The organism is Roseateles sp. (genome assembly GCF_044373315.1).
Taxonomy (GTDB): domain Bacteria; phylum Pseudomonadota; class Gammaproteobacteria; order Burkholderiales; family Burkholderiaceae_C; genus JACDQM01.
Map to the genome: position 1 here is coordinate 1 of NZ_JBILQK010000051.1, position 22,040 is coordinate 22,040.

At 66.1% G+C, this 22,040-nt stretch carries 25 protein-coding genes, 2 tRNA genes and 1 riboswitch; of the genes, 8 read left to right on the plus strand and 19 right to left on the minus strand.

Annotated features, from left to right (window positions below; all coding sequences use genetic code 11):
• From ACIQ67_RS12575 to ACIQ67_RS12595, 5 genes are all read right to left on the minus strand, one after another.
• The coding region (locus ACIQ67_RS12575; protein WP_397534713.1) for a thiol-disulfide oxidoreductase DCC family protein at nt 1-286 on the minus strand (286 nt) is incomplete at its 3' end.
• Entirely contained in the window at nt 280-1,479 is a 1,200-nt protein-coding gene (locus ACIQ67_RS12580; RefSeq protein WP_397534714.1) for an FAD-binding domain-containing protein, read from the minus strand. The genes ACIQ67_RS12580 and ACIQ67_RS12575, both read right to left, overlap by 7 nt.
• Nucleotides 1,472-3,085, minus strand: coding sequence for a cryptochrome/photolyase family protein (locus ACIQ67_RS12585; protein WP_397534715.1), 1,614 nt, complete (start codon nt 3,083-3,085; stop codon nt 1,472-1,474). The genes ACIQ67_RS12580 and ACIQ67_RS12585 overlap by 8 nt, the downstream gene beginning before the upstream one ends.
• Entirely contained in the window at nt 3,078-3,257 is a 180-nt protein-coding gene (locus ACIQ67_RS12590) for a DUF2256 domain-containing protein (RefSeq protein WP_397534716.1), read from the minus strand. Before ACIQ67_RS12590 ends, ACIQ67_RS12585 begins: the two co-directional genes overlap by 8 nt.
• Nucleotides 3,258-3,285: 28 nt before the next feature.
• Entirely contained in the window at nt 3,286-3,594 is a 309-nt protein-coding gene (locus tag ACIQ67_RS12595; protein ID WP_397534717.1) for a high-potential iron-sulfur protein, read from the minus strand.
• Between the two features lie 152 nt (nt 3,595-3,746).
• On the opposite strand from ACIQ67_RS12595, the gene ACIQ67_RS12600 reads away from it, so the two are divergent.
• Entirely contained in the window at nt 3,747-4,811 is a 1,065-nt protein-coding gene (locus tag ACIQ67_RS12600) for a MerR family transcriptional regulator (protein WP_397534718.1), read from the plus strand.
• Between the two features lie 102 nt (nt 4,812-4,913).
• On the plus strand, nt 4,914-5,519 hold the full coding sequence (locus ACIQ67_RS12605) for an SOUL family heme-binding protein (protein ID WP_397534719.1): 606 nt from the start codon (nt 4,914-4,916) through the stop codon (nt 5,517-5,519).
• Nucleotides 5,520-5,604: 85 nt separating this feature from the next.
• Here ACIQ67_RS12605 and ACIQ67_RS12610 read toward each other — a convergent pair whose 3' ends face one another.
• The 13 genes from ACIQ67_RS12610 to ACIQ67_RS12670 all read right to left on the minus strand — a co-directional run bounded on the left by ACIQ67_RS12610 (nt 5,605) and on the right by ACIQ67_RS12670 (nt 16,614).
• Nucleotides 5,605-5,994, minus strand: a complete 390-nt coding sequence (locus tag ACIQ67_RS12610; protein ID WP_397534720.1) for a glutaredoxin family protein — start codon at nt 5,992-5,994, stop codon at nt 5,605-5,607.
• A gap of 89 nt (nt 5,995-6,083) precedes the next feature.
• Nucleotides 6,084-6,159, minus strand: a tRNA-Asn gene (locus ACIQ67_RS12615).
• 62 nt (nt 6,160-6,221) lie between these two features.
• A tRNA-Asn gene (locus ACIQ67_RS12620) sits at nt 6,222-6,297 on the minus strand.
• 36 nt (nt 6,298-6,333) lie between these two features.
• On the minus strand, nt 6,334-8,457 hold the full coding sequence (locus ACIQ67_RS12625) for a TonB-dependent siderophore receptor (RefSeq protein WP_397534721.1): 2,124 nt from the start codon (nt 8,455-8,457) through the stop codon (nt 6,334-6,336).
• Nucleotides 8,458-8,536: 79 nt separating this feature from the next.
• A riboswitch (TPP riboswitch) is annotated at nt 8,537-8,679 on the minus strand.
• 66 nt (nt 8,680-8,745) lie between these two features.
• Complete coding sequence (locus tag ACIQ67_RS12630; protein ID WP_397534722.1) at nt 8,746-9,846, minus strand: NAD(P)/FAD-dependent oxidoreductase; 1,101 nt, start codon at nt 9,844-9,846, stop codon at nt 8,746-8,748.
• Nucleotides 9,847-9,885: 39 nt separating this feature from the next.
• Entirely contained in the window at nt 9,886-10,209 is a 324-nt protein-coding gene (gene fdxA / locus ACIQ67_RS12635) for a ferredoxin FdxA (protein ID WP_397534723.1), read from the minus strand.
• An 89-nt stretch (nt 10,210-10,298) separates the two neighbouring features.
• Nucleotides 10,299-11,063, minus strand: a complete 765-nt coding sequence (gene cobA / locus ACIQ67_RS12640; RefSeq protein ID WP_397534724.1) for a uroporphyrinogen-III C-methyltransferase — start codon at nt 11,061-11,063, stop codon at nt 10,299-10,301.
• Between the two features lie 11 nt (nt 11,064-11,074).
• A complete protein-coding gene (locus ACIQ67_RS12645; RefSeq protein WP_397534725.1) occupies nt 11,075-12,376 on the minus strand; it encodes a sulfate adenylyltransferase subunit 1 in 1,302 nt (433 codons plus the stop codon).
• Nucleotides 12,376-13,347, minus strand: coding sequence for a sulfate adenylyltransferase subunit CysD (gene cysD / locus ACIQ67_RS12650; RefSeq protein WP_397534726.1), 972 nt, complete (start codon nt 13,345-13,347; stop codon nt 12,376-12,378). The genes ACIQ67_RS12645 and cysD overlap by 1 nt, the downstream gene beginning before the upstream one ends.
• Nucleotides 13,344-14,138, minus strand: a complete 795-nt coding sequence (locus ACIQ67_RS12655; RefSeq protein ID WP_397534727.1) for a phosphoadenylyl-sulfate reductase — start codon at nt 14,136-14,138, stop codon at nt 13,344-13,346. The genes cysD and ACIQ67_RS12655 overlap by 4 nt, the downstream gene beginning before the upstream one ends.
• Nucleotides 14,135-14,623, minus strand: a complete 489-nt coding sequence (locus tag ACIQ67_RS12660; protein ID WP_397534728.1) for a DUF934 domain-containing protein — start codon at nt 14,621-14,623, stop codon at nt 14,135-14,137. The genes ACIQ67_RS12655 and ACIQ67_RS12660 overlap by 4 nt, the downstream gene beginning before the upstream one ends.
• 6 nt (nt 14,624-14,629) lie before the next feature.
• Nucleotides 14,630-16,324 carry a nitrite/sulfite reductase gene (locus ACIQ67_RS12665; RefSeq protein ID WP_397534729.1) on the minus strand — a complete coding sequence of 565 codons (1,695 nt, stop codon included), beginning with the start codon at nt 16,322-16,324 and terminating at the stop codon, nt 14,630-14,632.
• Between the two features lie 2 nt (nt 16,325-16,326).
• Nucleotides 16,327-16,614: a hypothetical protein gene (locus ACIQ67_RS12670; protein ID WP_397534730.1), complete on the minus strand. Its 288-nt coding sequence runs from the start codon at nt 16,612-16,614 to the stop codon at nt 16,327-16,329.
• Between the two features lie 268 nt (nt 16,615-16,882).
• Between ACIQ67_RS12670 and ACIQ67_RS12675 the strand changes: the two genes are divergently transcribed.
• The 3 genes from ACIQ67_RS12675 to ACIQ67_RS12685 all read left to right on the plus strand — a co-directional run bounded on the left by ACIQ67_RS12675 (nt 16,883) and on the right by ACIQ67_RS12685 (nt 19,064).
• Nucleotides 16,883-17,398 carry a hypothetical protein gene (locus ACIQ67_RS12675; protein ID WP_397534731.1) on the plus strand — a complete coding sequence of 172 codons (516 nt, stop codon included), beginning with the start codon at nt 16,883-16,885 and terminating at the stop codon, nt 17,396-17,398.
• A 207-nt stretch (nt 17,399-17,605) separates the two neighbouring features.
• Nucleotides 17,606-18,400, plus strand: a complete 795-nt coding sequence (locus ACIQ67_RS12680; protein ID WP_397534740.1) for a patatin-like phospholipase family protein — start codon at nt 17,606-17,608, stop codon at nt 18,398-18,400.
• A 7-nt stretch (nt 18,401-18,407) separates the two neighbouring features.
• On the plus strand, nt 18,408-19,064 hold the full coding sequence (locus tag ACIQ67_RS12685) for an LON peptidase substrate-binding domain-containing protein (RefSeq protein ID WP_397534732.1): 657 nt from the start codon (nt 18,408-18,410) through the stop codon (nt 19,062-19,064).
• A 100-nt stretch (nt 19,065-19,164) separates the two neighbouring features.
• Here the strand turns inward: ACIQ67_RS12685 and ACIQ67_RS12690 are convergent, their stop codons facing one another.
• Entirely contained in the window at nt 19,165-19,716 is a 552-nt protein-coding gene (locus ACIQ67_RS12690) for a phasin family protein (protein ID WP_397534733.1), read from the minus strand.
• Nucleotides 19,717-19,936: 220 nt separating this feature from the next.
• Here ACIQ67_RS12690 and ACIQ67_RS12695 point away from each other — a divergent pair, with 220 nt between their 5' ends.
• The 3 genes from ACIQ67_RS12695 to ACIQ67_RS12705 are packed head-to-tail and all read left to right on the plus strand — an operon-like array spanning nt 19,937 to nt 22,033.
• Entirely contained in the window at nt 19,937-20,872 is a 936-nt protein-coding gene (locus ACIQ67_RS12695; protein WP_397534734.1) for a histone deacetylase, read from the plus strand.
• A gap of 13 nt (nt 20,873-20,885) precedes the next feature.
• Nucleotides 20,886-21,326, plus strand: coding sequence for an acyl-CoA thioesterase (locus ACIQ67_RS12700; RefSeq protein WP_397534735.1), 441 nt, complete (start codon nt 20,886-20,888; stop codon nt 21,324-21,326).
• Nucleotides 21,327-21,337: 11 nt separating this feature from the next.
• The gene (locus tag ACIQ67_RS12705; protein WP_397534741.1) at nt 21,338-22,033 is read left to right on the plus strand and encodes a nitroreductase; all 696 of its coding nucleotides are present in this window, start codon (nt 21,338-21,340) and stop codon (nt 22,031-22,033) included.
• Nucleotides 22,034-22,040: the final 7 nt, after the last annotated feature.

Sequence of the window (22,040 nt, forward strand, 5' to 3'; positions counted from 1 at the left end):
CAGGCAGCGCGGCCCACAGCGCCAGAAAGGCGGCAGCACCGCTGAGCAGTTGGCCGTCGGCGGCGCGCACATGGAAGCGGGCCATCAGCTGTGCGCGCGTCGGGCCGCTCACGCCATCAGGTAGCGGCAGCGCCGGATCGCTGACGTCGGCAAAGCACAGCGGCGCATTTGGGCGCAGGTCACGGTAGATGCTGATCTCGCGCCGGCACAGCGGGCAGCTGCCGTCATACAACACCAGCAGCGGCGCAGCCTGGCCGTTGCTTGGGCTGACGGGCTCTTTCACCATGCGGGCACCTCGTTGACGGCCAATAGATCGGCGGCGCTGTGCAGGCCGCGTGAGGCGTGGGTCCACCATTGCGAGAACGAGTCGCAGCGTCGGGCCACCGGCGGAAACAGTGCCGGCGCAGGCTCGCAGGCCGCCCAGCGTGGCAGCCAGGCTTCCAGGTGCGGCTCGGCGACGCTGCGTACGCTGCGGGCGCTGGCCAGCGCGGAGCCGATGGCGGCCGCATCGCCTTGCCAGAGCCGGTCTGCCAGCTCGGCCATGCGGCGGCCGACGAAGTGCCAGCGCCGCTCGCTCCAGGGCCAGGCCCAGTGAAACTCGTCGACGAAGAGACCGAGCACCAACGTGTCTGCAGGCAGGGCGGGCGGCAGCAGGCCGAGGCTCCAGGGGTGGACTAGCCAGACATCGCGCCCGGCCACATCGGTAGCAGACGGCGCCGTGGCCGCCAGTGCGGCGGGAGGGCTGTCGTGGAGCAAGGGCTCGTCGGTGGCCGCACCGGCAGGCGATGCCGCCACACCTGGCCACGGCTGGCGCGCCAGCAGGTCCAGAGCGTCGTAGCTGGTGTCGATCACGCTGCCCGGGCTGTGCCAGGCGGCTGGCGCATAACGAGCCACATTCTCGGCATTGAAGAGATACGGTTTGCGGCTGCCGGTGCCGGCCACCCATTGCCAGCTGAGGTGGTTGCTGGCCAGGTCACCATCGAGCAGATGGCCGTAGAGCCAGTCGGCGCCGGCCCGCCAGTGCACATGGCGCAGGTGGACGATGTAGCTGGCCAGCCACATGCGCGCATGGTTGTGCAGCATGCCGCTGCGGTAGAGCGTGCGCACGGCTTCGTCGATCACCGGCACGCCGGTCTGTGCCTGCCGGATGTCGGCCGGCAACTCGGTGGCATAGGCCGAGTCGGGCAGCGGCCCTTCATGCAGCGAGCGCAGGATACCGTCGCCGTGCTGCTGCCAGACATGGCGGAAATAGGCGCGCCAGCCCAGCTCGTAGACAAACTTGTGCTGCATGTCCAGCCGGTGGTGGGCGGCCACACCGGCCAGAACTTCGGCCAGGCTGACGATGCCGTGGCTGATGTAGGGGGACAGGCCGCTCACCGCACCGTCCAGCGCATTGCGGGTGCGGGCGTAGGCGGCCGGGCGGACCGCGGCGATGCGGGCCAGCGCGGCTTCCAGGGTTGGGGCGTAGGGTTCAGACATGCAGTTCTGCCTGGACGGCGGGCTGAGGGGTCGAGTTGCGCATGGCGCCGATCTCGCCGCGCCGGATCGCCGCCGCGCGCTGCTGCACCGCCTGCTTTTGCGCGTCGTCGATGCGCGCCAGGTTTTTTACTTGCAGGGCCATGCGCGGGTTGCCAGCCAGTGTTGCTTCATGGCGCAGCAGGAAGTCCCAGTACAGCGTGGTGAAGGGGCAGGCGTTGGCGCCGACGCGCTCGGCCGGGTCATAGCGGCAGCCCTTGCAGTGCGGGCTCATGCGCTGGATGTATTTGCCGGTGGCGGCATAGGGTTTGCTGCCCAGCAGGCCGCCGTCGGCGTACTGGCTCATGCCCAGGGTGTTGGGCAGCTCCACCCATTCCACCGCATCGACATAGACGGCCAGATACCAGGCGTGCAGCTGCTTGGGATCGACGCCCAGCATCAGTGCAAAGAGTCCGGTCACCATCAGGCGCTGGATGTGGTTGGCATAGCCGTGGGCCAGCGTCTGCTGCAGCGCATCGCGCAAGCAGGCCATGTCGGTGTGGCCGCTCCAGTACCAGTCCGGCAGGGGCTCTTGTGCGCCGAGTGCATTGCGCTCCAGATAGCCGGGCATGTGTGTCCAGTAGATGCCGCGCACATATTCGCGCCAGCCCAGGATCTGCCGGATGAAGCCTTCGGCGCTGGCCAGGGGCACATGCCCGGCATGAAAGGCAGCCTCGGCCGCCGCCACAACCTCGCGCGGGCTGAGCAGTTTCAGGTTCAGGGCCGCCGACAGGTGGGAGTGATACAGCCAGGCATCGCCCGGCCACATCGCATCCTGGTAGCGCCCGAACAGTGGCAGGCGTTGCTCGATGAAGGCCTGCAGCGCCTGCAGGGCCTGGGGGCGCGTGAGCGGCCAGGCGAAGCTGTCTAGGCTGCCGGGGTGGGCGGCAAAGCGGCGGTTGACGTGGGCGATGACTTCGCGCGTGATGGTGTCGGGCTCGAAGCGGCAGCGCGGCGGCAGGTCGGCTGGGCCGGTGCCGGCTAAAGCTTCGCGGTTGTCGGCGTCAAAGTTCCACTGGCCGCCCAGCGGTTCTGGCTGGCTTGCGCCCTCGGCCGGCGACTGCATCAGCACGCCGTGACGCTTGCGCTGCTCGCGGTAGAAATACTCCATCCGCAAGGACTTGCGGCCCCGGGCATGCGCGGCGAACTCGCGCACACTGCAGAAGAAGTGGCGGTCTTCGCGCAACTCCAACACCAGCCCGCTGGCTTCAGCCACGGACTTGAGGGCCTGCAGCACGCGCCAGTCGCCCGGTGCCGTCATCACCAGGGCCTGGGGTCGCAGGCGATGGATGTCAGCCAGCAACTGCGCATGCAGGCTTCCGGCGTTGTCAGGCGCGTCCAGCCGGGTGTAGTGCAGTGGCCGGCCGGCTTGTTGCAGCGCCTCGGCGAAGTGCCGCATGGCCGACAGGAAGAGGGCCGTGCGCGGCTTGCTCGACCAGACATGGATCGATTCCTCCGCCACCTCGGCCATCCAGACCGCATCGCTGCTCGCGTCGAAGCCGTCGAAAGCGGCGGCCTCGAGGTCGAGCTGATCACCCAGCACGAGGACGAGATGGCGCAACTCAGCCATGGCGCTTGCCATTGCTGCGCCGACAGCGCTCGGAGCAGAACTTCAGCTCGCCCCAGTTCTTGGCCCAGTGGCGGCGCCAGCTCATGGGCCGGCCGCAGGCAGCGCAGAGCTTGCTGGGCAGGCTCGCCTTGTTGCCGCGGAAGGAGGGCGTGGAGCCGCCGTGCGCAGTCATTGTGCAGTCCGCTGGCGCTGAACCGGGTTCAGGGCTTCTTGGCCCAGGCATTGCACCAGCCGGCGCCTGCCACCTGCTTGGTGCCAAACAGCGGGCAGCCGCCGAATTTGTCGGTCGCCTTGGCCTTGTACAGCGCGCAGTTGCTGCAGTTTTGCCCGGCGGCAAAGCGCGGGTACTTCTTGGCGTCGACGCGCTTGGCATCTGCCACATAGCCCAGCGCCACGGCTTGGGGGTCTTTCTCGTCCAACTGGGCCTGCGCCTGCGCACGGGTGGCGAGCGCCACGCCAGAGGCGGCCACGGTCATCAGGAACACACGGCGGGGGATTTGCAGATGCATGGCGAACTCCTGGGGAGGGTGGCTGAGTCAAACAGTTGACGAGTGAACTCTACAGAATGAGGCTTCAAAAGCGAGTCAGCACACCTAATCCAGAGCAGAGTGCGAGCATAATCGGCGTCAAAAGCGATTCAATGAAGCCAGAGGCCCCAGATATGAGCAAGACGAGCCCGCGCGCGAACCCCCGGCCTGGCGCCGTGGCAGAGCCGACCTTGCACCGCAGCGGCGCGGTGGCGCGCATGCTGCGCATGCCGGTGGCGACGCTGCGCGTCTGGGAGCGGCGTTACGGCGTGACGCAGCCGGCACTGTCGGCCAGCGGCCAGCGCCTGTACTCGGCCGACGATGTGCGCCGGCTGGCGCTGCTGAAACAGTTGACGGATCTTGGCCATGCCATCGGCAGCCTGGCATCGCTGCCGATGGCGGAGCTGCAGCAGGTGGCCGCGACGCATGCGCAGGCCTTGGCTGATCTGCAGAAGGTGCAGCTGACACCGGCCGCCGCAGCGCCTGCGCCATCTCGTCCCTGGCGCCTGGCGGTGATCGGCGCGGCGTTGGGCGTGCGTCTGCAGCGGTCGGCACTGCTGCGCCGCCTGGGTCGTCCGCTGCAGCTGCTGGGGCCCTTCAGCGACCTGGCGCAGGCTGCGGCCGCGCTGCAAGCCTCGGATGTGGATGCGCTGTTGCTGCAGGAGCCTACCGTGCTGGCCGATTGGCTGCCAGCGGTCGAAGCCGCTGCGCCTGCCCTGAGCGCTGTACCCAAGGCGCTGATCTACAGCTTTGCCGCCGAGCCGGTCTGTGAATCACTGGCAAGGGCAGGCATCAGCTTGCTGCGCGAGCCGCAAGCCGATGCCGTGCTGGGGCAGTGGCTGCACATGCTGTCTGGCGCCAGTGTGGATGCAGCTGCAGCGGCGGCCTGGCCCGCGCGGCGCGGTGAGCCCATTCCGGCGCGCCGCTGGGACGATGCAGCACTGGCCGACTTTGCCGGCCTGTCATCGACGATTGCCTGCGAGTGCCCGCGGCATGTGGCCGAGTTGCTGATGCAGCTCTCACACTTCGAGGCCTACAGCGCCGAATGCGCGCATCGCAGCGCAGCAGACGCGCGGCTGCATGCCTATTTGGGGCAGGTGGCCGCCGCCGCGCGCGCCAGCTTCGAGGCGGCCCTGGAACATGTGGCCTTGCATGAGGGTTTGTTGCTGCCCGCGCCGGTCCGTCTGGCAAGCCCCTGACGGCAGCGCAGTCGCATGCTCAGCCTTGCGCGGCGCATGGGGCTAAGCCAGATACTGCGCCATCGTTGCAAAGTCTGACTGACCCCTCAGCCGCCCACCGCCATGCGCCGTCTCCTGCTTCTGCTCTCGCTCGCTCTCATGCCGCTGCACAGCCAAGCCATCGAAGAACCTGAGTACGAGGTTGTGAAGACCATCGACAAGGTCGAGCTGCGCCGCTATGCGCCCTATGTGGTGGCCGAGGTGTTGCTGGAGAGCGGCGCTGAGGACGCCGGCAACAAGGCTTTTCCGATTCTTGCCGGCTACATCTTCGGCAAGAACAAGGGCGAGAAGAAGTTTGCGATGACGGCGCCGGTGACTGAGACCGCCGCGCCGATGCGCATGGAGATGACGGCGCCTGTGACGCAGGCCGCGGTGGCTGGCGGCATGCTGGTTCAGTTCGTGCTGCCCAAGGCGGTGACGCTGGAATCGGCGCCCGAGCCGATCGACCCGCGCGTGCAGATCCGCCAGGTGCCGGCCGCCAACTGGGCGGTATTGCGCTACTCAGGCACCTGGTCGCAGGCCAACTACCTGGAGCATCTGGGCGAGTTGAGGCAGTTGCTGCAAGCGCAGGGCATCGCCACGCAAGGCGAGCCGGTGCTGGCGCGCTACAACGCGCCGCTCACTCCCTGGTTCCTGCGGCGCAACGAGATCTGGCTGGCGCTGCGCTGAGCCCGGGCGAATGCCCGCGTCAAGCCGCGTCGCGCTGGTAGTTCGCGGCGCGGCGATCCTGCAGTTCAGCGCGCTAGCGTGGCACTCATGCTGGAAACTTCTGGCGCAGGTAGTCGATGATCTTCCCTGAGTCACCCAGCCATTCGATCGAGCCGTTGTGTGCGGTGATCTTGAGGCAGGGCACCTTCGTCGCACCGGTGGCCTGCAGCAGTTCGCTGCGAGCCACCTCATCATGCTGCGCATCTCGCTTCTCGACCGGCAAGCCCAGACGGTGCATCTCCTGCCGCACCTTGATGCAGAAGGGGCAGGTCCTGAACTGATAGAGGGTCAGGCTCTGGCATTGGCGTTCCACCTCAGCTTGCTTCTCGGCGGCGCGCTGGATGGCGGCCGGGCGCGTGAGGCGTTCCTTCAGCAGCATCAACGGGCCGAGCAGCACTCGCAGGGTTTTGAAGAAGAGTCGGATGAGTGGCTTCATGGCTTCTTGGTAAGTGGGTTTGAGTCGATCAATCAGCGCTGCGCCAAGAAAAAACCCCCAACATCTTGCGATGCTGGGGGCTTCTCTTTTGGCTCCTCGACCTGGGCTCGAACCAGGGACCTACGGATTAACAGTCCGGCGCTCTACCGACTGAGCTATCGAGGAATTGACCGGTAGTTTTTGTTTCTGTGTGCTGTAGCGGATCCGTACCGCTGCAGCTGAAATTCTGGCTCCTCGACCTGGGCTCGAACCAGGGACCTACGGATTAACAGTCCGGCGCTCTACCGACTGAGCTATCGAGGAACAGAGCCTTGCATTATAGCCAGAGTTTTTGGTGCTTTACAACTGCACTTCAACACTGGCGCGCCAGGTCCTGGGTGCCAGCGGGTAGAGATAGGCGTGGCCGTACTGGTAGGGCGACTCGCGCCAGGCACGCTTGTCGGCGAGGTTGTCGACGCCAGCGCGCCAGATCAGCAGTTGCTTGCCCCGTGTCTGCTCGTAGCGCAGGCCTGCATCCAGCCGGGTCCAGGCGGGGATGCTGAGGCTGGCGTCAGGCAGCACAGTGCGTGCGCCTTCGTGGACCAGGCCGGCGTTGAGCTGCAGTGCTGGCAAGGCGGCCAGGCGCTGCCGGGCGTTGAGCTTGATCGAGGTCTCGGCGACGTTTGCCGGCTTCAGGCCATTCATCGCGGGATCGATGGCTGCTTCACGGCGGGCCTTGAGCTTCATCGCGCTGGCCAGCAGGCCGCCGCCACTCCACTTGATATCAGCCTGGCCTTCCAGGCCGCGGTGGCGCGCGTAGCCATCGGCCTTGCGGGTGCAACTGCCGGCGTTGTCGTCACAGGCGCCGATATCGCTCCACGCCGGGCGGCGGATGTCGAAGGCGTTGACCGACCAATCGACGGTGCTGCTGCCGGACTTCAGGCCGAGTTCGAACTGGCGGCTCTTCAAGGCGGGCAAGACCTGGCCCCGGTTGATGTAGCGGCTGCGGTTGGGGGCGACTTCCGATTCGACGCCCTCGCCCCAGCTGCCGTAAGCCATCAGCGTTGGGTTGATGGCGTAGCTCAGACCCAGCCAGGGCGTGCTGAAGCTCTGGCTGTAGTCGGTTGCACGCGAGCCATCGGTACGTACGCTTTCGCGCTCGATGCGGCTGTGCCGCAAGCCCAGCCAGGCCTGCCATTGCTTGTCGATCTGCACGGCGTCGCGCAGGTAGAGCTCGCTGCTGCGCTCTTCGCGGTTGGTGTTGACGTCATTGGGCTCGGCCATGGGCGGCGAGGGCTGGTCGATGAAGACATTGCCTGGGCTCACCTGCTGGTTGGTCTGCGCGCCGAGGTGGGCCTGGTAGCGGCTCAGCAGCAGGCCGGCGCTGATCTGGTGTTGCAGGCCGGCCATGGCCAGCTTGCCGCTCAAGGACAGGTCCAGCGCCTGACTGCGGCGGCGCTCACCCTCGCTGCGGAAGTCGTAGCGGTCGAAATCGCCATTGCTGCAATAGCGGTCCCAGGCGTTCTCGGCCGAGCAGCCATAGGGAAAGGCCAGGCGGTCGTCGGTCTTGAGCTCTTGCACGCCCAGATGCGCTTGGGCGCGCCAGTCGGCCGACAGGCGTTGCTGCCAGCGCAGCGAGGCATGGCTGTTGTCGAACACCACTGGCTGCGACCAGGGCAGGTTGTTGAGGTTGCGGCGTGGGTCGAAGGCCTTGGCATCGGGCAGTTTGCTGCCGAGCAGGCTCATGCCGGGTTGGCTGGATTGGGACTGGCGGTTCCACTCGAACTCGGCTTCCAGCAGCGTGTCAGGGCTGATGCGCCAATCACCGGCAAGGGCCAGCAGCTGACGCTCGCCCTGCGCGTCCCTGAGCTCGGGGCGCAGCGCAGCACCGGCCGCATTGATGCGCAGGCCGAAGGCCTTGGCCGTGCCGAAGCGCTGGCTCCAGTCCACCGCCGCTTCCAGCGTGCCGCGCTCGCTGACACCGGCGCTAAGGGCCAGCAGCTGGGCGTCCGGCCGCTTGAGCACCAGGTTGACCAGGCCGCCGGGGGCGCTGGTGCCTGCCTGGATGCCGCTGGTGCCTTTGAGCACCTCGATACTGCTCTTGTTGCCCAGCGCCAATGCCGTCTCGGCGCTGATCGGTAGTCCGTCGCGGCGGTAGTTGAAGCGGTTGTCGAGATCGAAACCGCGGATCTTCAGATAGGACACGTAGCCGGCCGAGTTGTAGGCGTCACCCACGCTGGCGTCGAGCTGTGTCAGTCCGGCCAGGTTCGAGATGCCGGCATCCAGCAGGCGCTCGCTGTTCAGCACATTGGCCTGCAGCGGCAGCTTGGCCACGGGCGTGTCACCCCAGCCGCCGATGCGCACGGGGGCATCGGCATTGCGTCCAGCCACCGTAACGGCGGGCAGGCTGGATTGCGCGAATGCGGGATGGCTCGCCAGCAAGGCGGCGGCTAGAGCGGAGAGTTTCAGGGCGTGTGTTGCCATCTTGGACTTCAAGGTCGATGGCAGGTCGGCAATTCGCAGACACCCGGACAGCGCGAGAGAAAGGCCTGCTGTCACGTCGATGGTGTCTTGCGTGCTTCCCTGCGCGAGGATTAACTCGATCCCCTTGTGGGGACTCCGGCACGCGTAGAGCGCGCCGGATCAGGTTCAAAGGGACTTTCTCAGCCGGCTCTCTTGCGAAAGCCAGCACCCCTAGCGAAGAGCTGCATTCTATCGGCAGGATGAAAAAAGCCCGCCGGATGGCGGGCTTTGGCAGGCGATGCTGCGAGCTCAGTCGAACACGGGCGTTTCCACGCCCAGCACCTTGTGCAGCTTGGGGCTGGTGGTGGTGTACTGCAGATGCACACGCTTGTCCGGGTTGATGTAGGGCATGGCGCCAAAGGCGGCCAGTGCGGCTTCATGGAAGCCCGACAGGATCAGCTTCTTCTTGCCCGGGTAGGTGTTCACATCGCCCACGGCAAAGATGCCGGGCGTGCTGGTCTCGAACTTCTCGGTGTCGACGACGATCTGCTTGCGTTCCAGCGACAGGCCCCATTCGGCGATCGGGCCGAGCTTAGGGCTCAGGCCGAAGAACACCAGCACCTGGTCGCAAGGTACGACACGGGTGACGCCGTCACCGCCGGTGACCTTGACGCCCTTGAGCTGTTCGTCCGCTTCGTCGATATCGGTCACCTGGCCGACGATGAACTGCATCTCGTAGGCATCGCAGAGCTCGCGCATCTTGGCCACGCTGGCCGGCGCGGCGCGGAAGCCGTCGCGGCGGTGCAGCAGGATCACGCTCTCGGCCTTGTGCGGGTTGCCGTCCTCATTGCCGCCGCAGAAGTTCAGCGCCCAGTCCAGCGCCGAGTCACCGCCGCCGACGATCAGCAGGTTCTTGCCGGCGAACTGCTCGGGCTTGCGCACACGGTAGTGCACTTGCGAGCCTTCGTACTTGTCGATGCCGTCCACCTTCAGCGTGCGCGGCTGGAAGCTGCCCACACCACCGGCGATGAAGATGGTCTTGGTCAGGAATTGCGTGCCCTTGGAGGTGGCGACGAAGAAGCGGCCGTCGGCCTGCTTTTCCACCGTGGTGACTTCCTGGCCCAGATGGAAGGTCGCGCCGAAGGGCTCGATCTGCTTCATCAGGTTGTCGGTCAGTTCCTTGCCGGTGCACACGGGCACGGCCGGAATGTCGTAGATCGGCTTGTCCGGATACAGCTCGATGCACTGGCCGCCGGGGTAGGCGAGTGAGTCGATGATGTGGGCCTTGATCTCCAGCAGTCCGAGTTCGAACACCTGGAACAGGCCCACCGGGCCCGCGCCGACGATGACGGCATCGGTTTCAATCACGCCAGCGGCGGTGGAGGTGGCTTGAGTCACTTGGTTTTCCATTCGTTGAGCAGACCAGCCTCAGGGCTGGCCGGGCAGGGTTCAGCGGATCAGCTCGGAGAGCTTGCCCGTCTTGTCCTTCCAGTCGTCGGCATCGGGCAGCGGCGCCTTGCGCTTGGTGATGCTGGGCCATTTCTGGGCCAGCTGCGCATTCAGCTTGATCATGTGCTGCTGGTCGCCGGGCACATCTTCCTCAGGGACGATGGCATTGACCGGGCACTCCGGAATGCAGACGGCGCAATCGATGCACTCGTCCGGATCGATGGTGAGGAAGTTCGGGCCTTCCCGGAAGCAGTCGACAGGGCAGACATCAACGCAATCGGTGTATTTGCAGCGGATGCAGGCTTCGGTAACGACGTGGGTCATGGAGCAGCTCTGAAGTATTGGTGGGGCCCTGGGACGCCAGCGCCCGCCGGGTCTCGGCGGTCTCTGCGGTGGCGCACAAGGGCGGGATTTTAATCGTTCACCCTGGCTGCGCTGGCTTGAGCGCTGTCAATCAGGGGGTTTTGTCGTGCCAGCGCTGGTTTGCGTAGCGGCTGGGCCCCGACGCCGACCGTCACGACCGTGGGGCGGCCGCGGTGCAGCATGGCCGCTGCGGCCAGGTCGGCAACCCGGTGATCGCTGTACAGCGCGTCGTCACAACCGGCCCGTGACACGACGGCCACCGGCGTGTCAGCTGGCCAGCCGGCGTCCTGCAGCTTGCGTGCGAGCGCGCCCAGCTGGCGGCCGGCCATGTAGAACACCTCGGTATCCGCCGAATGTTGCGCCTGCAGGTCACCGTCGCGGGTCATCGCCGTCGTCAGGCTCACGCTGCGGCCGGCGCCGCGGCGCGTCAGGGGGCGCTGCAGCTGGGCGGCGGCGGCAACCGCCGCCGTCACACCAGGCACCACCTCGGATTCGATGCCAGCCGCCGCCAGCGCGTCGAGCTCTTCTTCCAGCCGGCCGAAGATGCTGGCGTCACCGCCCTTGAGCCGGATCACACAATCATGTTGTCGAGCCTGCTTCACCAAGGCGGCGTTGATGGCCGCCTGTGCGGTGGAGTCGCAGAAACCGCGCTTGCCCACATCGATCCAGTGCGCCTGCGGTGCCAGCTCGCGCAGCGCGGGATCGGTCAGTGCATCGAACAGCACGACCTCGGCACGCGCCAGCGCACCTGCACCGCGCAAGGTGATCAGATCGGCCGCACCGGGGCCGGCGCTGACAAAGATCACGCGTCCCATGCCGAGGCTCCTCAGCGGACCAGCAGCGCACCACTGGTGCGGTTGCTGGCGGGGTCGACGATGATCAGCGCGCCACCGACACGGTTACTTGCGTAGGGCTGCACCGGCAACGCGGCCTGCGTCTCGATGCGCACATGGCCGATCTCGTTGACCGCCAGTTCATGCGCCTCGGTCTCGGCCAGGCTGTGGATGTCGACCTTGTGCTCGACGGCGCTGATGCGGGCCTGGACCCAGCGGTTGCCGTGGCGCAGCCAGTACTTGCGGCCGGGAATGGCTGGCTCGGTGTCCAGCCATGCCAGCGTGGCTTCGAAGCTCTGCGTTGGCTTGGCACTGCCCGGCGTGACGATCCAGTCGCCGCGGCTCACGTCGAGCTGGCGGTCCAGCACCACGCCGGCGGATTCGCCGGCCACGCTGTGCGCCACCGTCTCGCCAGCGCGGCGCACCTCGGCCACCACAGCAGTCTCGCCGCTGGGCAGGATCTGCACCGTGTCGCCGGCCTTGACCTGCCCCTGGGCGATGCGGCCCCACAGCGTGCGCGGCTGATTGCCGGTACCTTCGCCTTCGCGCGCAACGTATTGCACCGGCAGTGCCAGCTGTCCTTCAACCGCTTCCTGCACCGTCGGCAGGCCTTCCAGCACCTGCAGCAGCGAGGGGCCGTCGTACCAGTCGGCCGCCAGCGGCTGCGTGACGTTGTCGCCGCGCAGTGCCGACACCGGCACGATGGCCGCCACGGTGATACCGGCTTGGGCTGCAAAGTTGGTCAGCGCGGCGTGGACCTTGGCATAGGCCTCGGCTGGTGCGTCGAGCGCGTCGATCTTGTTGATTGCGAACACGATGCTGGGCACGCGAAGCAGATGCGCCAGCAGGCTGTGGCGGCGTGTCTGCGGCAGCAGGGTCAGCTCTTTCTCACTCAGATCGAGCTTGGTGATGTCCACCAGCACCACGGCGGCATCGCTGCCTGCGGCGGCCGTGACCATATTGCGCGTGTACTGCTCATGGCCCGGTGCGTCGGCGATGATGAATTTGCGCGTCTTGGTGGCGAAGTAGCGGTAGGCCACGTCGATGGTGATGCCTTGCTCGCGCTCGGCCTCCAGGCCGTCGGTCAGCAGGCTCAGGTCGATGGGCGCGCCGGCGGCGCGCTTCTCCAGCGTGTCGAGCTGGTCGGCCAGGATGGCGCGGCTGTCGAACAGCAGGCGGCCGATCAGCGTGCTCTTGCCGTCGTCCACGCTGCCGGCGGTCAGGAAGCGCAGTGCGCGGTGCTGGGTGTCGACATCGGCCTGGTGCACCAGGCGGTCGTTCAGAACTGCAGACATCAGAAATAGCCCTCCTTCTTGCGGCGCTCCATCGAGGCCTCGGACGTGCGGTCGTCCATGCGGGTGGCGCCGCGTTCACTGACGGTGACAGTCAGGGTCTCGGCGACGATGTCAGTGGCGTTGGCGGCCGTGCTTTCCACCGGGCAGGTGCAGGTCATGTCGCCGACGGTACGGAAACGCACGGTGGCGGTTTCCACCGCCTCGCCGGCTTCCGGCGGCGTCACGTCGGTCAGTGGCACCAGCAGGCCCTTGCGCGGGATGACCTGGCGTTGATGCGCGTAGTAGAGGCTGGGCAGAGGGATGTTCTCGCGGGCGATGTAGAGCCACACGTCCAGCTCGGTCCAGTTGCTGATCGGGAAGGCACGGAAATGCTCGCCGGGACGGATGCGAGTGTTGAACAGGTTCCACAGCTCGGGACGCTGCTCCTTGGGCAGCCATTGGCCGAAGGCGTCGCGGTGGCTGAAGATGCGCTCCTTGGCGCGCGCCTTCTCCTCGTCACGGCGGGCGCCGCCAATCAAGCAGTCGAAGCGGTGCTCTTCAATGGTTTCCAACAGGGTCACGGTCTGGTGGCCGTTGCGCGATTCCAGCGGGTGGGCAAGGCGCACGGTGCCACGCTTCATGCTGTCTTCCAGGTGGCCGACCACCAGGCGCTCGCCCATCTCGGCGACGCGCTCGTCGCGGAACTGGATCACTTCAGGGAAGTTGTGGCCGGTGTCCACATGCACCAGCGGGAAGGGCAGTTGGCCGGCGAAGCGCGGGCGCTCGCCCGGCGCGCTGATCTTGCGCTTGAAGGCCTTCTCGGCCAGGTGCAGCACCACACAGCTGTCCTTGCCGCTCGAGAACAGCAGGCCGGGACGCTCGAAGGCCGCGGCCACTTCGCGCAGGATGAAGATGGCTTCTTCTTCCAGGTGGTCGAGGTGGCGGTGGTCCACCGCCGGCAACAGTTTTTCCAGATTCACCGAGGCATTCATGCCTGAACTCCAGACTTCTTCAATTCTTCATTGCTCTTGGCCTGATGCAGGCCGCATTCCTTGGCATTTTCGTCCTCCCACCACCAGCGCCCGGCGCGGAAGTCCTCACCGACCGCTATCGCACGTGTACACGGGGCACAGCCGATGCTTGGCATGAACTGGTCGTGCAGCGCGTTGTAGGGCACCTGGTGGGTCTCGATGAAGTGCCAGACATCGGCCCAGCTCCACTCGGCCAGCGGGTTGAGCTTGGTGCGGCCCTGGCCGTCAGGCTCGCTGAAGGGCACCTCGGCGCGGTTGGCACTCTGCTCGCGACGCAGGCCGGTGATCCAGGCGCTGCGGCCGGCCAGCATGCGTGAGAGCGGCTCCAGCTTGCGGATTGCGCAGCATTCCTTGCGCAGCGCCAGACTCTCGTACATCGCGTTCTCGCCGCGCTTGCGCACGAACTGCACGACCTGTTCATTCACCGGCTTGAAGATCTCGACCTTGATGCCGTAGCGCGACTCGATCTGCGCCAGCAGCGCCAGGGTCTCGCCATGCAGGCGGCCTGTGTCCAGCGTGGCCACCGTAACGGGCAGGCCCAGCTCGGCGATCAGCGCGGTGATCACCATGTCCTCGGCGCCCAGGCTGCTGGATTGCAGCAGGCTGTTGCCATCGGCTCCGAAGGCATCGGCCAGCACGGCCCGGCTGCGCAACAGGCGGGCTTCGAAGCCTTCAGTGGCACGGGCGTACAGCGCGATCGCGGTGCTGGCGGCCGCACTGCCGGGCAGGGCAGAGATGGTACTGCTGCTCAAGCTGTGCCCTTTGCAAAAGCCGGACGCCGCTCGTGCACATCGCCCTGGTAATGCGCCGGGAAAAAGGCCAGCGCGCGCTGGGCCGCCTCGAGGCTCTGGTCCGGGCGCAGCTGCACCGCGTCGAAGCCGGTGCGTGCCAGCAGCGGCAGCATATCGACCAGCACTTCGCCGACCGCGCGCACTTCGCCGCCGAAGCGGTAGCGCGAGCGCAGCAGGCGGGCCTGGCTGTAGGCCCGGCCATCGACCCATTTTGGGAAGCTCAGCGCGACCAGGGCCAGCCGCGGCAGGTCGGCGGTGATGTCCTCGATGTCGAAGTCATTGGCCAATTGCACGCCGACGGGCATGCCGGCCGGCCAGGTGTCGCGCACAGCATGCCATTGCTCCAGGCTCAGCAGCAGATGGGGCGCGGCGACGGGATGCGAGACCGGGCCGTCTTCTCCGGCGACGCGATGCCATGGGTCTTGTTGGGGGTTGATGAACTTCATGGTCGGTCAGGCAGTGGCGGTGGACGAACGCACGGCGTTGGCGGCCTGCTTGAAGGGGTCGATGCCGACGCGGCGCACGGTGTCGATGAATCGCTCGGCCGCCGAGCTGCGCTGGCTGCGGTAAGTCTGCACGACGGACTCGATCACGTCCCCGACTTCATCCGCGGCGAAAGACGGGCCGATCACGCGGCCGGGAAGCGCAGCGCCGGACAAGGTCGAGCCGTCCGATCCGCCCAGCGTCACCTGGTACCACTCGCTGCCGTCCTTGTCGACGCCGAGGATGCCGATGTGGCCGCTGTGGTGGTGGCCACAGCTGTTGATGCAACCGCTGATGTGCAGGTCGATATCGCCGATGTCGTAGAGCTCGTCCAGATCCTGGAAACGCTCGGTAACATCCGCCGCGACGGGAATGGAGCGCGCATTGGCCAGTGCGCAGAAATCGCCACCGGGGCAGGCAATCATGTCGGTCAGCAGGCCGATATTGGGCGTCGTGAAGCCGATTGCTTTTGCGGCCTCGAAGACGGCGGGCAGATCGGTCTCGCGCACCCAGGGCAGCAGCAGGTTCTGATCGTGTGTGACGCGCAACTCGCCATGGCTGAAGGTTTCAGCCAGTGCTGCAGCCGCTTCCATCTGCGCATCGGTGGCGTCACCCGGGGCGATGCCCACGCGCTTCAGCGACAGCGTCACCGCGCGGTAGCCACTGAGTCGGTGGCTGTGCACATTGCGCTCCAGCCAGCGCTTGTAGGCGCCGGGTTGCACGTCGGTGAAGATGTCGACGGCCGTTGTGGCGTTCACGCCAACCGGCACGACGAAACTCGCCGCCACGCGGTCCAGCTCGGCCTGCGGAATGATGTGCTCGTGGCCGCTTTCGTCCTGCTCCAGGATCTGGCGGAACTCTTCATTGACAGCATCAAAGAACTGCTGGCCCTCGGCCTTCACCAGAATCTTGATGCGGGCCTTGTACATATTGTCGCGGCGGCCATAGCGGTTGTAGACCCGCACGATGGCCTCGATGTAGACCAGGATCTGCTGCCAGGGCAGGAAGTCGTTGATCACCTGGGCGATCACAGGTGTGCGGCCCATTCCGCCACCGACCAGCACCTGGAAACCGACCTCGCCGGCGGCGTTCTTCTTCAGCTGAAGACCGATGTCATGCCAGGCGATGGCGGCCCGGTCCTCGGCGGCACCGGAGATGGCGATCTTGAACTTGCGCGGCAGAAAGGCGAACTCAGGATGCAGCGTGCTCCACTGGCGCAGCACTTCCGCATACGGGCGCGGATCGACGATCTCGTCTGACGCAATGCCGGCCAGGCCGTCGCTGGTGATGTTGCGGATGCAGTTGCCGCTGGTCTGGATGCCGTGCATATCGACATCGGCCAGCAGGTCCATCACGTCAGCGGCCTGGGGCAGCGGAATCCAGTTGTATTGCAGGTTCTGGCGCGTCGTGAAGTGGCCATAGCCGCGGTCGAACTCACGGGCGATGCGGCCCAGCTGGCGCAGCTGCTTGCTCGAGAGCACGCCATAGGGCACGGCCACGCGCAGCATCGGCGCATGACGCTGTACATACCAGCCATTTTGCAGACGCAGCGGCCGGAACTCGTCGTCGGGAAGGGTGCCGGCGAGATGCCGCTCCAGCTGGTCGCGGAACTGCGCGGCGCGGGCGCGCACGAACTGGCGGTCGAAGTCGGTGTAGGCGTACATGGTCAACGGTATGGAATGAGTGGATGACCTTCCAGCCGGCCATCACAGGGGAAACGCAGAACAGTCCCTGCGCCAGGCAGTCGGCCGTTCGCATGGGCATGGCGGGCATGCGCCATGAAGCCAGAGACCTGGCTCAGGCCGGCCAAGCACAGGTCTGTGCCGCTGGCCGCAGTTGGATGCAGCTTGGACACCGACAGCATGGGCGGCTGCATCAGCGAGCCGCCACCGACGCCGGAGATGCGGACGCTCAGGCCGTCGCCGAAGCCACTCGCATTTGCAATCCAGTCCAAAGCCTCTCCTCGTGTGGCTGCCACCGCGGCAGAGCCAGGAGGCGAACTCTATTCAGTCTTCATATGCGGGCAAACTATAGATTCGTAGATTGCTTATCTTTCTTTTGAATTAACGCGCACTGAAGTAGGTCCCGGCGGTCAGTTTTGTTGCAAATTCGGCAATAACTGCAAAAGTTGCACAGCAATGGCGCTCACTTGCGCAGGCAGTGCTAACGAGTCAACGTACACTGCGGGCACAGGGAGTTTTCCAGTCGCAACAGGATTACTCATGAAGGTCAGAGAAGCCGTGATTTACAACGGAGAAAAGTTCTCCGTTCCCCAGTGCATTCAACGCATAGACCACAAGTCGACCCATGGTTGGCAACTGCGTTATGGAGGCACGAAACTCTATTCGGACGGTACCTACGGGGACGCAGCTCGCGCCTTGGCGGTGGCCACGAAAGAGTTGTCCAAACGCATGACCAAGCTGCCGGCGCCGTCACGCCTCAAGCCTGCGCCCAGTGCGAACAAGAGCAACTCGCTGCCGGTGGGCATCTCGGGTCCGATCGTGCGTGAGCGAAGCCCGAATCGGCGTGACTGCAGCTTCTCGGTGCTGCTGCCACGCTTCGGTGCGCCGGCTCAGCGTCGCAGCGTCTACATCGCCGCCGAGAGCACGTACACGATCGAGCGCTACCAAGAGGCGCTCGACAAGGCTGTGGCGCTGCGCCAGGAGGCTGAAGAGGCCTACCGGCGCGATGCAACCAAGGCCAAGCGCAAAGAAGGTCGCGCACTGATGGCGGGTTGATGTCGGGGTCTTGTGCTGCCCGGAGGCCGCGTTCGCGCGGCTTCTAGAATCGCAGCCATGTCTTCGACTCTCCCGCCGGCGTGCGTCCGGCCTGACGCCGGGCGCCGCCGGCTCGCGCTCGGCCTCCCGCTGCTGGCGCTGACGGGGTGTGCGGGCTTGTCCAGTCCGCCGCAGCGGCCCGCCTCCGCTCCAGAGCCCGTGCCGACGTTGCCCAAGGCAGCGCCGCGCCCGCCCTTGATCGGGCTGGCGCTCGGGGGTGGGGCGGCGCGCGGTTTCGCGCATATCGGCGTGATTCAGGTGCTGGAGGAGCAGGGCATCAAGGTCGACTTTTTGGCGGGGACCTCGGCCGGAAGTCTGGTGGCGGCGCTCTACGCCAGCGGCATGAACGGCCGTGAGCTGGCGAACGTTGCCGAGAACATGGACGAGGGCGCTATCACCGACTGGTCATTCCCTGGTCGTGGCCTGATCCGCGGCGAGGCGCTGGCTCGGTATGTGCGCGAGAAAACCGGCGGGCGCTTGATTGAGCAGATGCCGCTGCCGCTGGGCATCCTTGCCACCGACCTCAGCGATGGCTCAGGCGTGCTGTTCCGTAGCGGCGATACCGGCGCGGCCGTGCGAGCGTCCAGCGCGGTTCCGGCGGTATTTCAGCCGGTGAGGATCGGCGCGCGGGAGTTTGTCGACGGCGGCCTGGTGGCGCCGGTGCCGGTGCGCCATGCAAAGCAGATGGGTGCCGATCTCGTCATTGCGGTCGACATCTCGTCGCCACCGGCCGACAAATCACCCGGCGATGCCATGCGCATGCTGCTGCAGACCTTCGCCATCATGGGGCGTAGCATCAACCAATTCGAGCTGCGCGAGGCCGATGTGGTGATGCGACCGCAACTGAATGGGGTGGGCAGCGCCGATTTCACGGCGCGCCGGCGTGCCATCCAGGCAGGCCGCGAGGCGGCGATGGCGCAATTGCCCATGCTGCGCGAACTTATCGCGGCCAAGACGCGCTGAGTCGACGATGGCGCAGCAGCATCCCACCGAGCTGCCGCTGTTCCCCCTCCAGTCGCCGCTGTTCCCGGACGGATGGCTCAGTCTGCGCGTTTTCGAGCCGCGCTACCTCGCCATGGTGCGGCGCTGCCACAGCCTGGGCGAGCCTTTCGGCGTGGTTCGCCTGGTCGAAGGCACCGAGGTCCGCCGGCGTGACGAGGCGGACGGCTTCATGCGTGAGCAATTCGAGAGTCTTGGCACGCTGGCCCATATCCATGCGCTGGAAAGCCCGCAGCCCGGCCTGTTGCTGCTGCGCTGCCGCGGCGGCCAACGTTTTGCGCTGCAGAGCAGCCATTGCCTGCAGCACGGTTTGTGGATGGGGCAGGGGCGTTTGCTGGACGATGATGCGGCGCTTGCGGTGCCTGCCGACCTCGCCGCGCTCGCGCCCTTGCTGCAGAGTCTTTTGCACAGCCTTGCGCAAGGCGCGGCTGACGCCGACCTGCCGATGCAGCCGCCTTACCGCTGGCAGGACTGCGGCTGGCTGGCCAACCGCTGGGCCGAGCTCCTGCCCCTGGCTGACGCGGAGCGCCAGCATCTGCTGATGACCGAGAGCCCCCTGCTGAGGCTGGAGCTGGTGGCTGACCGTCTGGAGCAGCTGGGCATCCTTCCGGGCTTCGATGGGCCCTGAGTCCGGACGAAAAAAAGCCCGATGCATGCACCGGGCTTGAATCGGCACCGGCAAGCCAGGCTTGCGCGGGTACCGAGGAGACAAACAGTACGAAAGACGCTCAGGCAGCGCGCTTGCCGCGCGAAGCGGTCTGCGATGCCTTGACGGCGGTGTTGGTCACAGCCTGGAAGTTGGCTTCGGCCACTTCCGTGGCTTGCTTGGCAGCCTTCTGCACGCTCTCGAATGCGTTGCTGGCGGCGGCAACGGCAGACTTGACCAGGGCCACGGCGTTCTCGGTGCCGGCCGGTGCATTCTTGGCGGCGTTGTCGATCACGGCAGCGAACTTCTTCTGGGCATCCGACAGCTGGGCTTCAGCAACCTTGGCCACTTCGGCGTTGGTGGAAGCGGCGATGTCGTAGAGGTGACGGCTGTAGGAAGCGGCCTTCTCGGCGCTGGGTTGCAGCAGCGTGGCTTGCAGGGCCAGCAGTTCCTGGGCGTCCTTGACGGACAGCGCAGCTTGCGTGTTGTCGGCGGCTTCGCTCAGCGCGGCCTTGGCCACTTGCAGGTTCAGTTCCACCAGCTTTTCAACGCCTTCGAAGGCCTTGTTGGTGAGACCGAACAGGGTCTCGACATTGGCTTTGTGGGCAGCGAAAACTTGTTCAGCGGTCAGCATTTGAAGGCTCCTTGAGGGTTGATAGAGATTGGATCTGGGCTGCAGAAATGGTGCACTGCAACATGAATCGAAGTATGAGACCGGCCGGACCGATTTGCAAGCGCTTTTTGTGCGGTGCAGCATTTTTAGAGGTGCAAGCCCAAATCATGGCGATGCGAGGTGACCGGACGGTGACAGACGCGCCGCGACCGGCTGGGCTATCGTGCTGGCCAGAACGCGTATGCAAGCCTTCCATTCCGACGCCCATTTGCTGGATCTGCCTGACGGACACCGCTTTCCGCAAGCCAAGTACCGTCTGCTGCGCGAGCGCCTGGAGGCCGAGCCAGGGCTGATCCGACTGCAGCCCGCGGTGGCCGCCACGCCAGACGAGCTGGCGCTGGTGCACGCGCCTGCCTATGTGGACGCCGTGCGGCTCGGCGGCCTCACGCCGTCGCAGCAGCGCGAGATCGGCTTTCCCTGGTCGCTGTCCATGGTTGAACGATCGCTGCACTCGGTGGGCGCCACCCTCCTGGCGGCGCGCGCTGCGCTGACGGAAGGGGTGGCCGCCAATCTGGCCGGCGGCACTCACCATGCCTATGCGGACAACGGCTCGGGCTTCTGCGTCTTCAACGATGTGGCGGTGGCCGCACGGCTGATGCAGGCCGATGCGGCGGCCCGTCAGCGCGGCCGAATGCGTGTGCTGGTGATCGACCTCGATGTGCACCAGGGCAATGGCACGGCGGCGATCTTCCGTGACGACGACAGCGTGTTCACCTTGTCGATGCACGGCGAGAAAAACTTTCCCTTCCGCAAGGAGCCCAGCGATCTGGATGTCAATTTGCCGGATGGCTGCACCGACGAGCCCTATCTGGACGCGCTGGACGCGGCACTGCAGCAGGTCTGGTCACGGCTGGCTGCGGAGCCGCCGGGGCTGGCCTTCTATCTGGCGGGTGCCGACCCGCATGAGGGAGACCGGCTTGGGCGACTCAAGCTCAGCAGCGCCGGCCTGCGTGAGCGCGACCGGCGCGTGCTGCAGGCACTGCGCGAGCGCGGCATCCCGGTCGCCCTGGCGATGGCCGGCGGCTACGGGCACGACCTGAACATCACCGTCGACCTGCAGGTGAATACCCTGAGTGAGGCTGCGCACAGCTGGCAGCTTTGGCAGCAGGGCAGATGAAAGAATCCAGCCCATGAGTCAACGCCCCGCACCCGATGATCGCCAGGCCTATCCGCGCTTTGTCGCCGTGGGCACTCGCTGGATGGACAACGATATCTATGGCCACCTCAACAACGTCGTCTACTACAGCCTGTTCGACACTGCGGTGAACCAGTACCTGATCGAGCAGGGCGCGCTGGACATCCATGGCGGTGCGGTGATCGGTCTGGTGGTCGAGACGCATTGCAACTATTTCGATTCGTTGGCCTTCCCACAGCGCATCGAGGCTGGCCTGCGCGTCGCGCAGCGCGGCCGCTCTAGCGTGCGCTACGAGATCGGCCTGTTCGCCGAGGGCGCCCAGACCTGTGCCGCACGCGGCCACTTCGTTCACGTCTATGTGGATCGCGACAGCCGCAGGCCGGTCGCGGAACTGCCTGCCTCCTATCAAAAAGCCCTGGAAGGACTTCAGCTGTGAGCCTTTTCGACCTGCCGACACCAGAACAGAGCGCTGCGGTCGACGCGGCCATCACCAGCCGCCACTCGATGCGCGCTTTCCTGCCCAAGCCGGTGCCGCGCGAGACCATCGAGCACATCCTCCAGGTCGCCTCGCGTGCCCCCTCGGGCACCAACACCCAGCCCTGGCAGGTGCATGTGCTCAGCGGCGCCGCGCGTGATCGCCTGTGCCAGCGCATCCTGGCGGTGCACAACGAACCGGCCGTCGCTGCGCAGCACCAGGAGGAATACGCCTACTACCCGAGCGAGTGGGTGTCGCCCTATATCGACCGCCGCCGCAAGGTCGGCTGGGACCTGTACGGTCTGCTGGGCATCGGCAAGGCCGATAAGGCCCGCATGCACCAGCAGCATGGCCGCAACTACCTGTTCTTCGATGCACCGGTCGGCCTGATCTTCACCATTGACCGCGTCATGAAGCAGGGCAGCTGGTTGGACTACGGCATGTTTCTGCAGAGCCTCATGATCGCGGCGCGCGGCCAAGGCCTGCACACCTGCCCGCAGGCGGCCTTCACGCAGTATCACCGCCTGATCGCCGAAGAACTGCAGCTGGCGCCGGAGCAGATGCTGGTGTGCGGCATGGCACTGGGCTATGCCGATCCGGCCGCGATCGAGAACAGTCTGGTCAGTGAGCGCGAGCCGGTCAGCGGCTTCACACGTTTTCTGGATTGATGAGCCT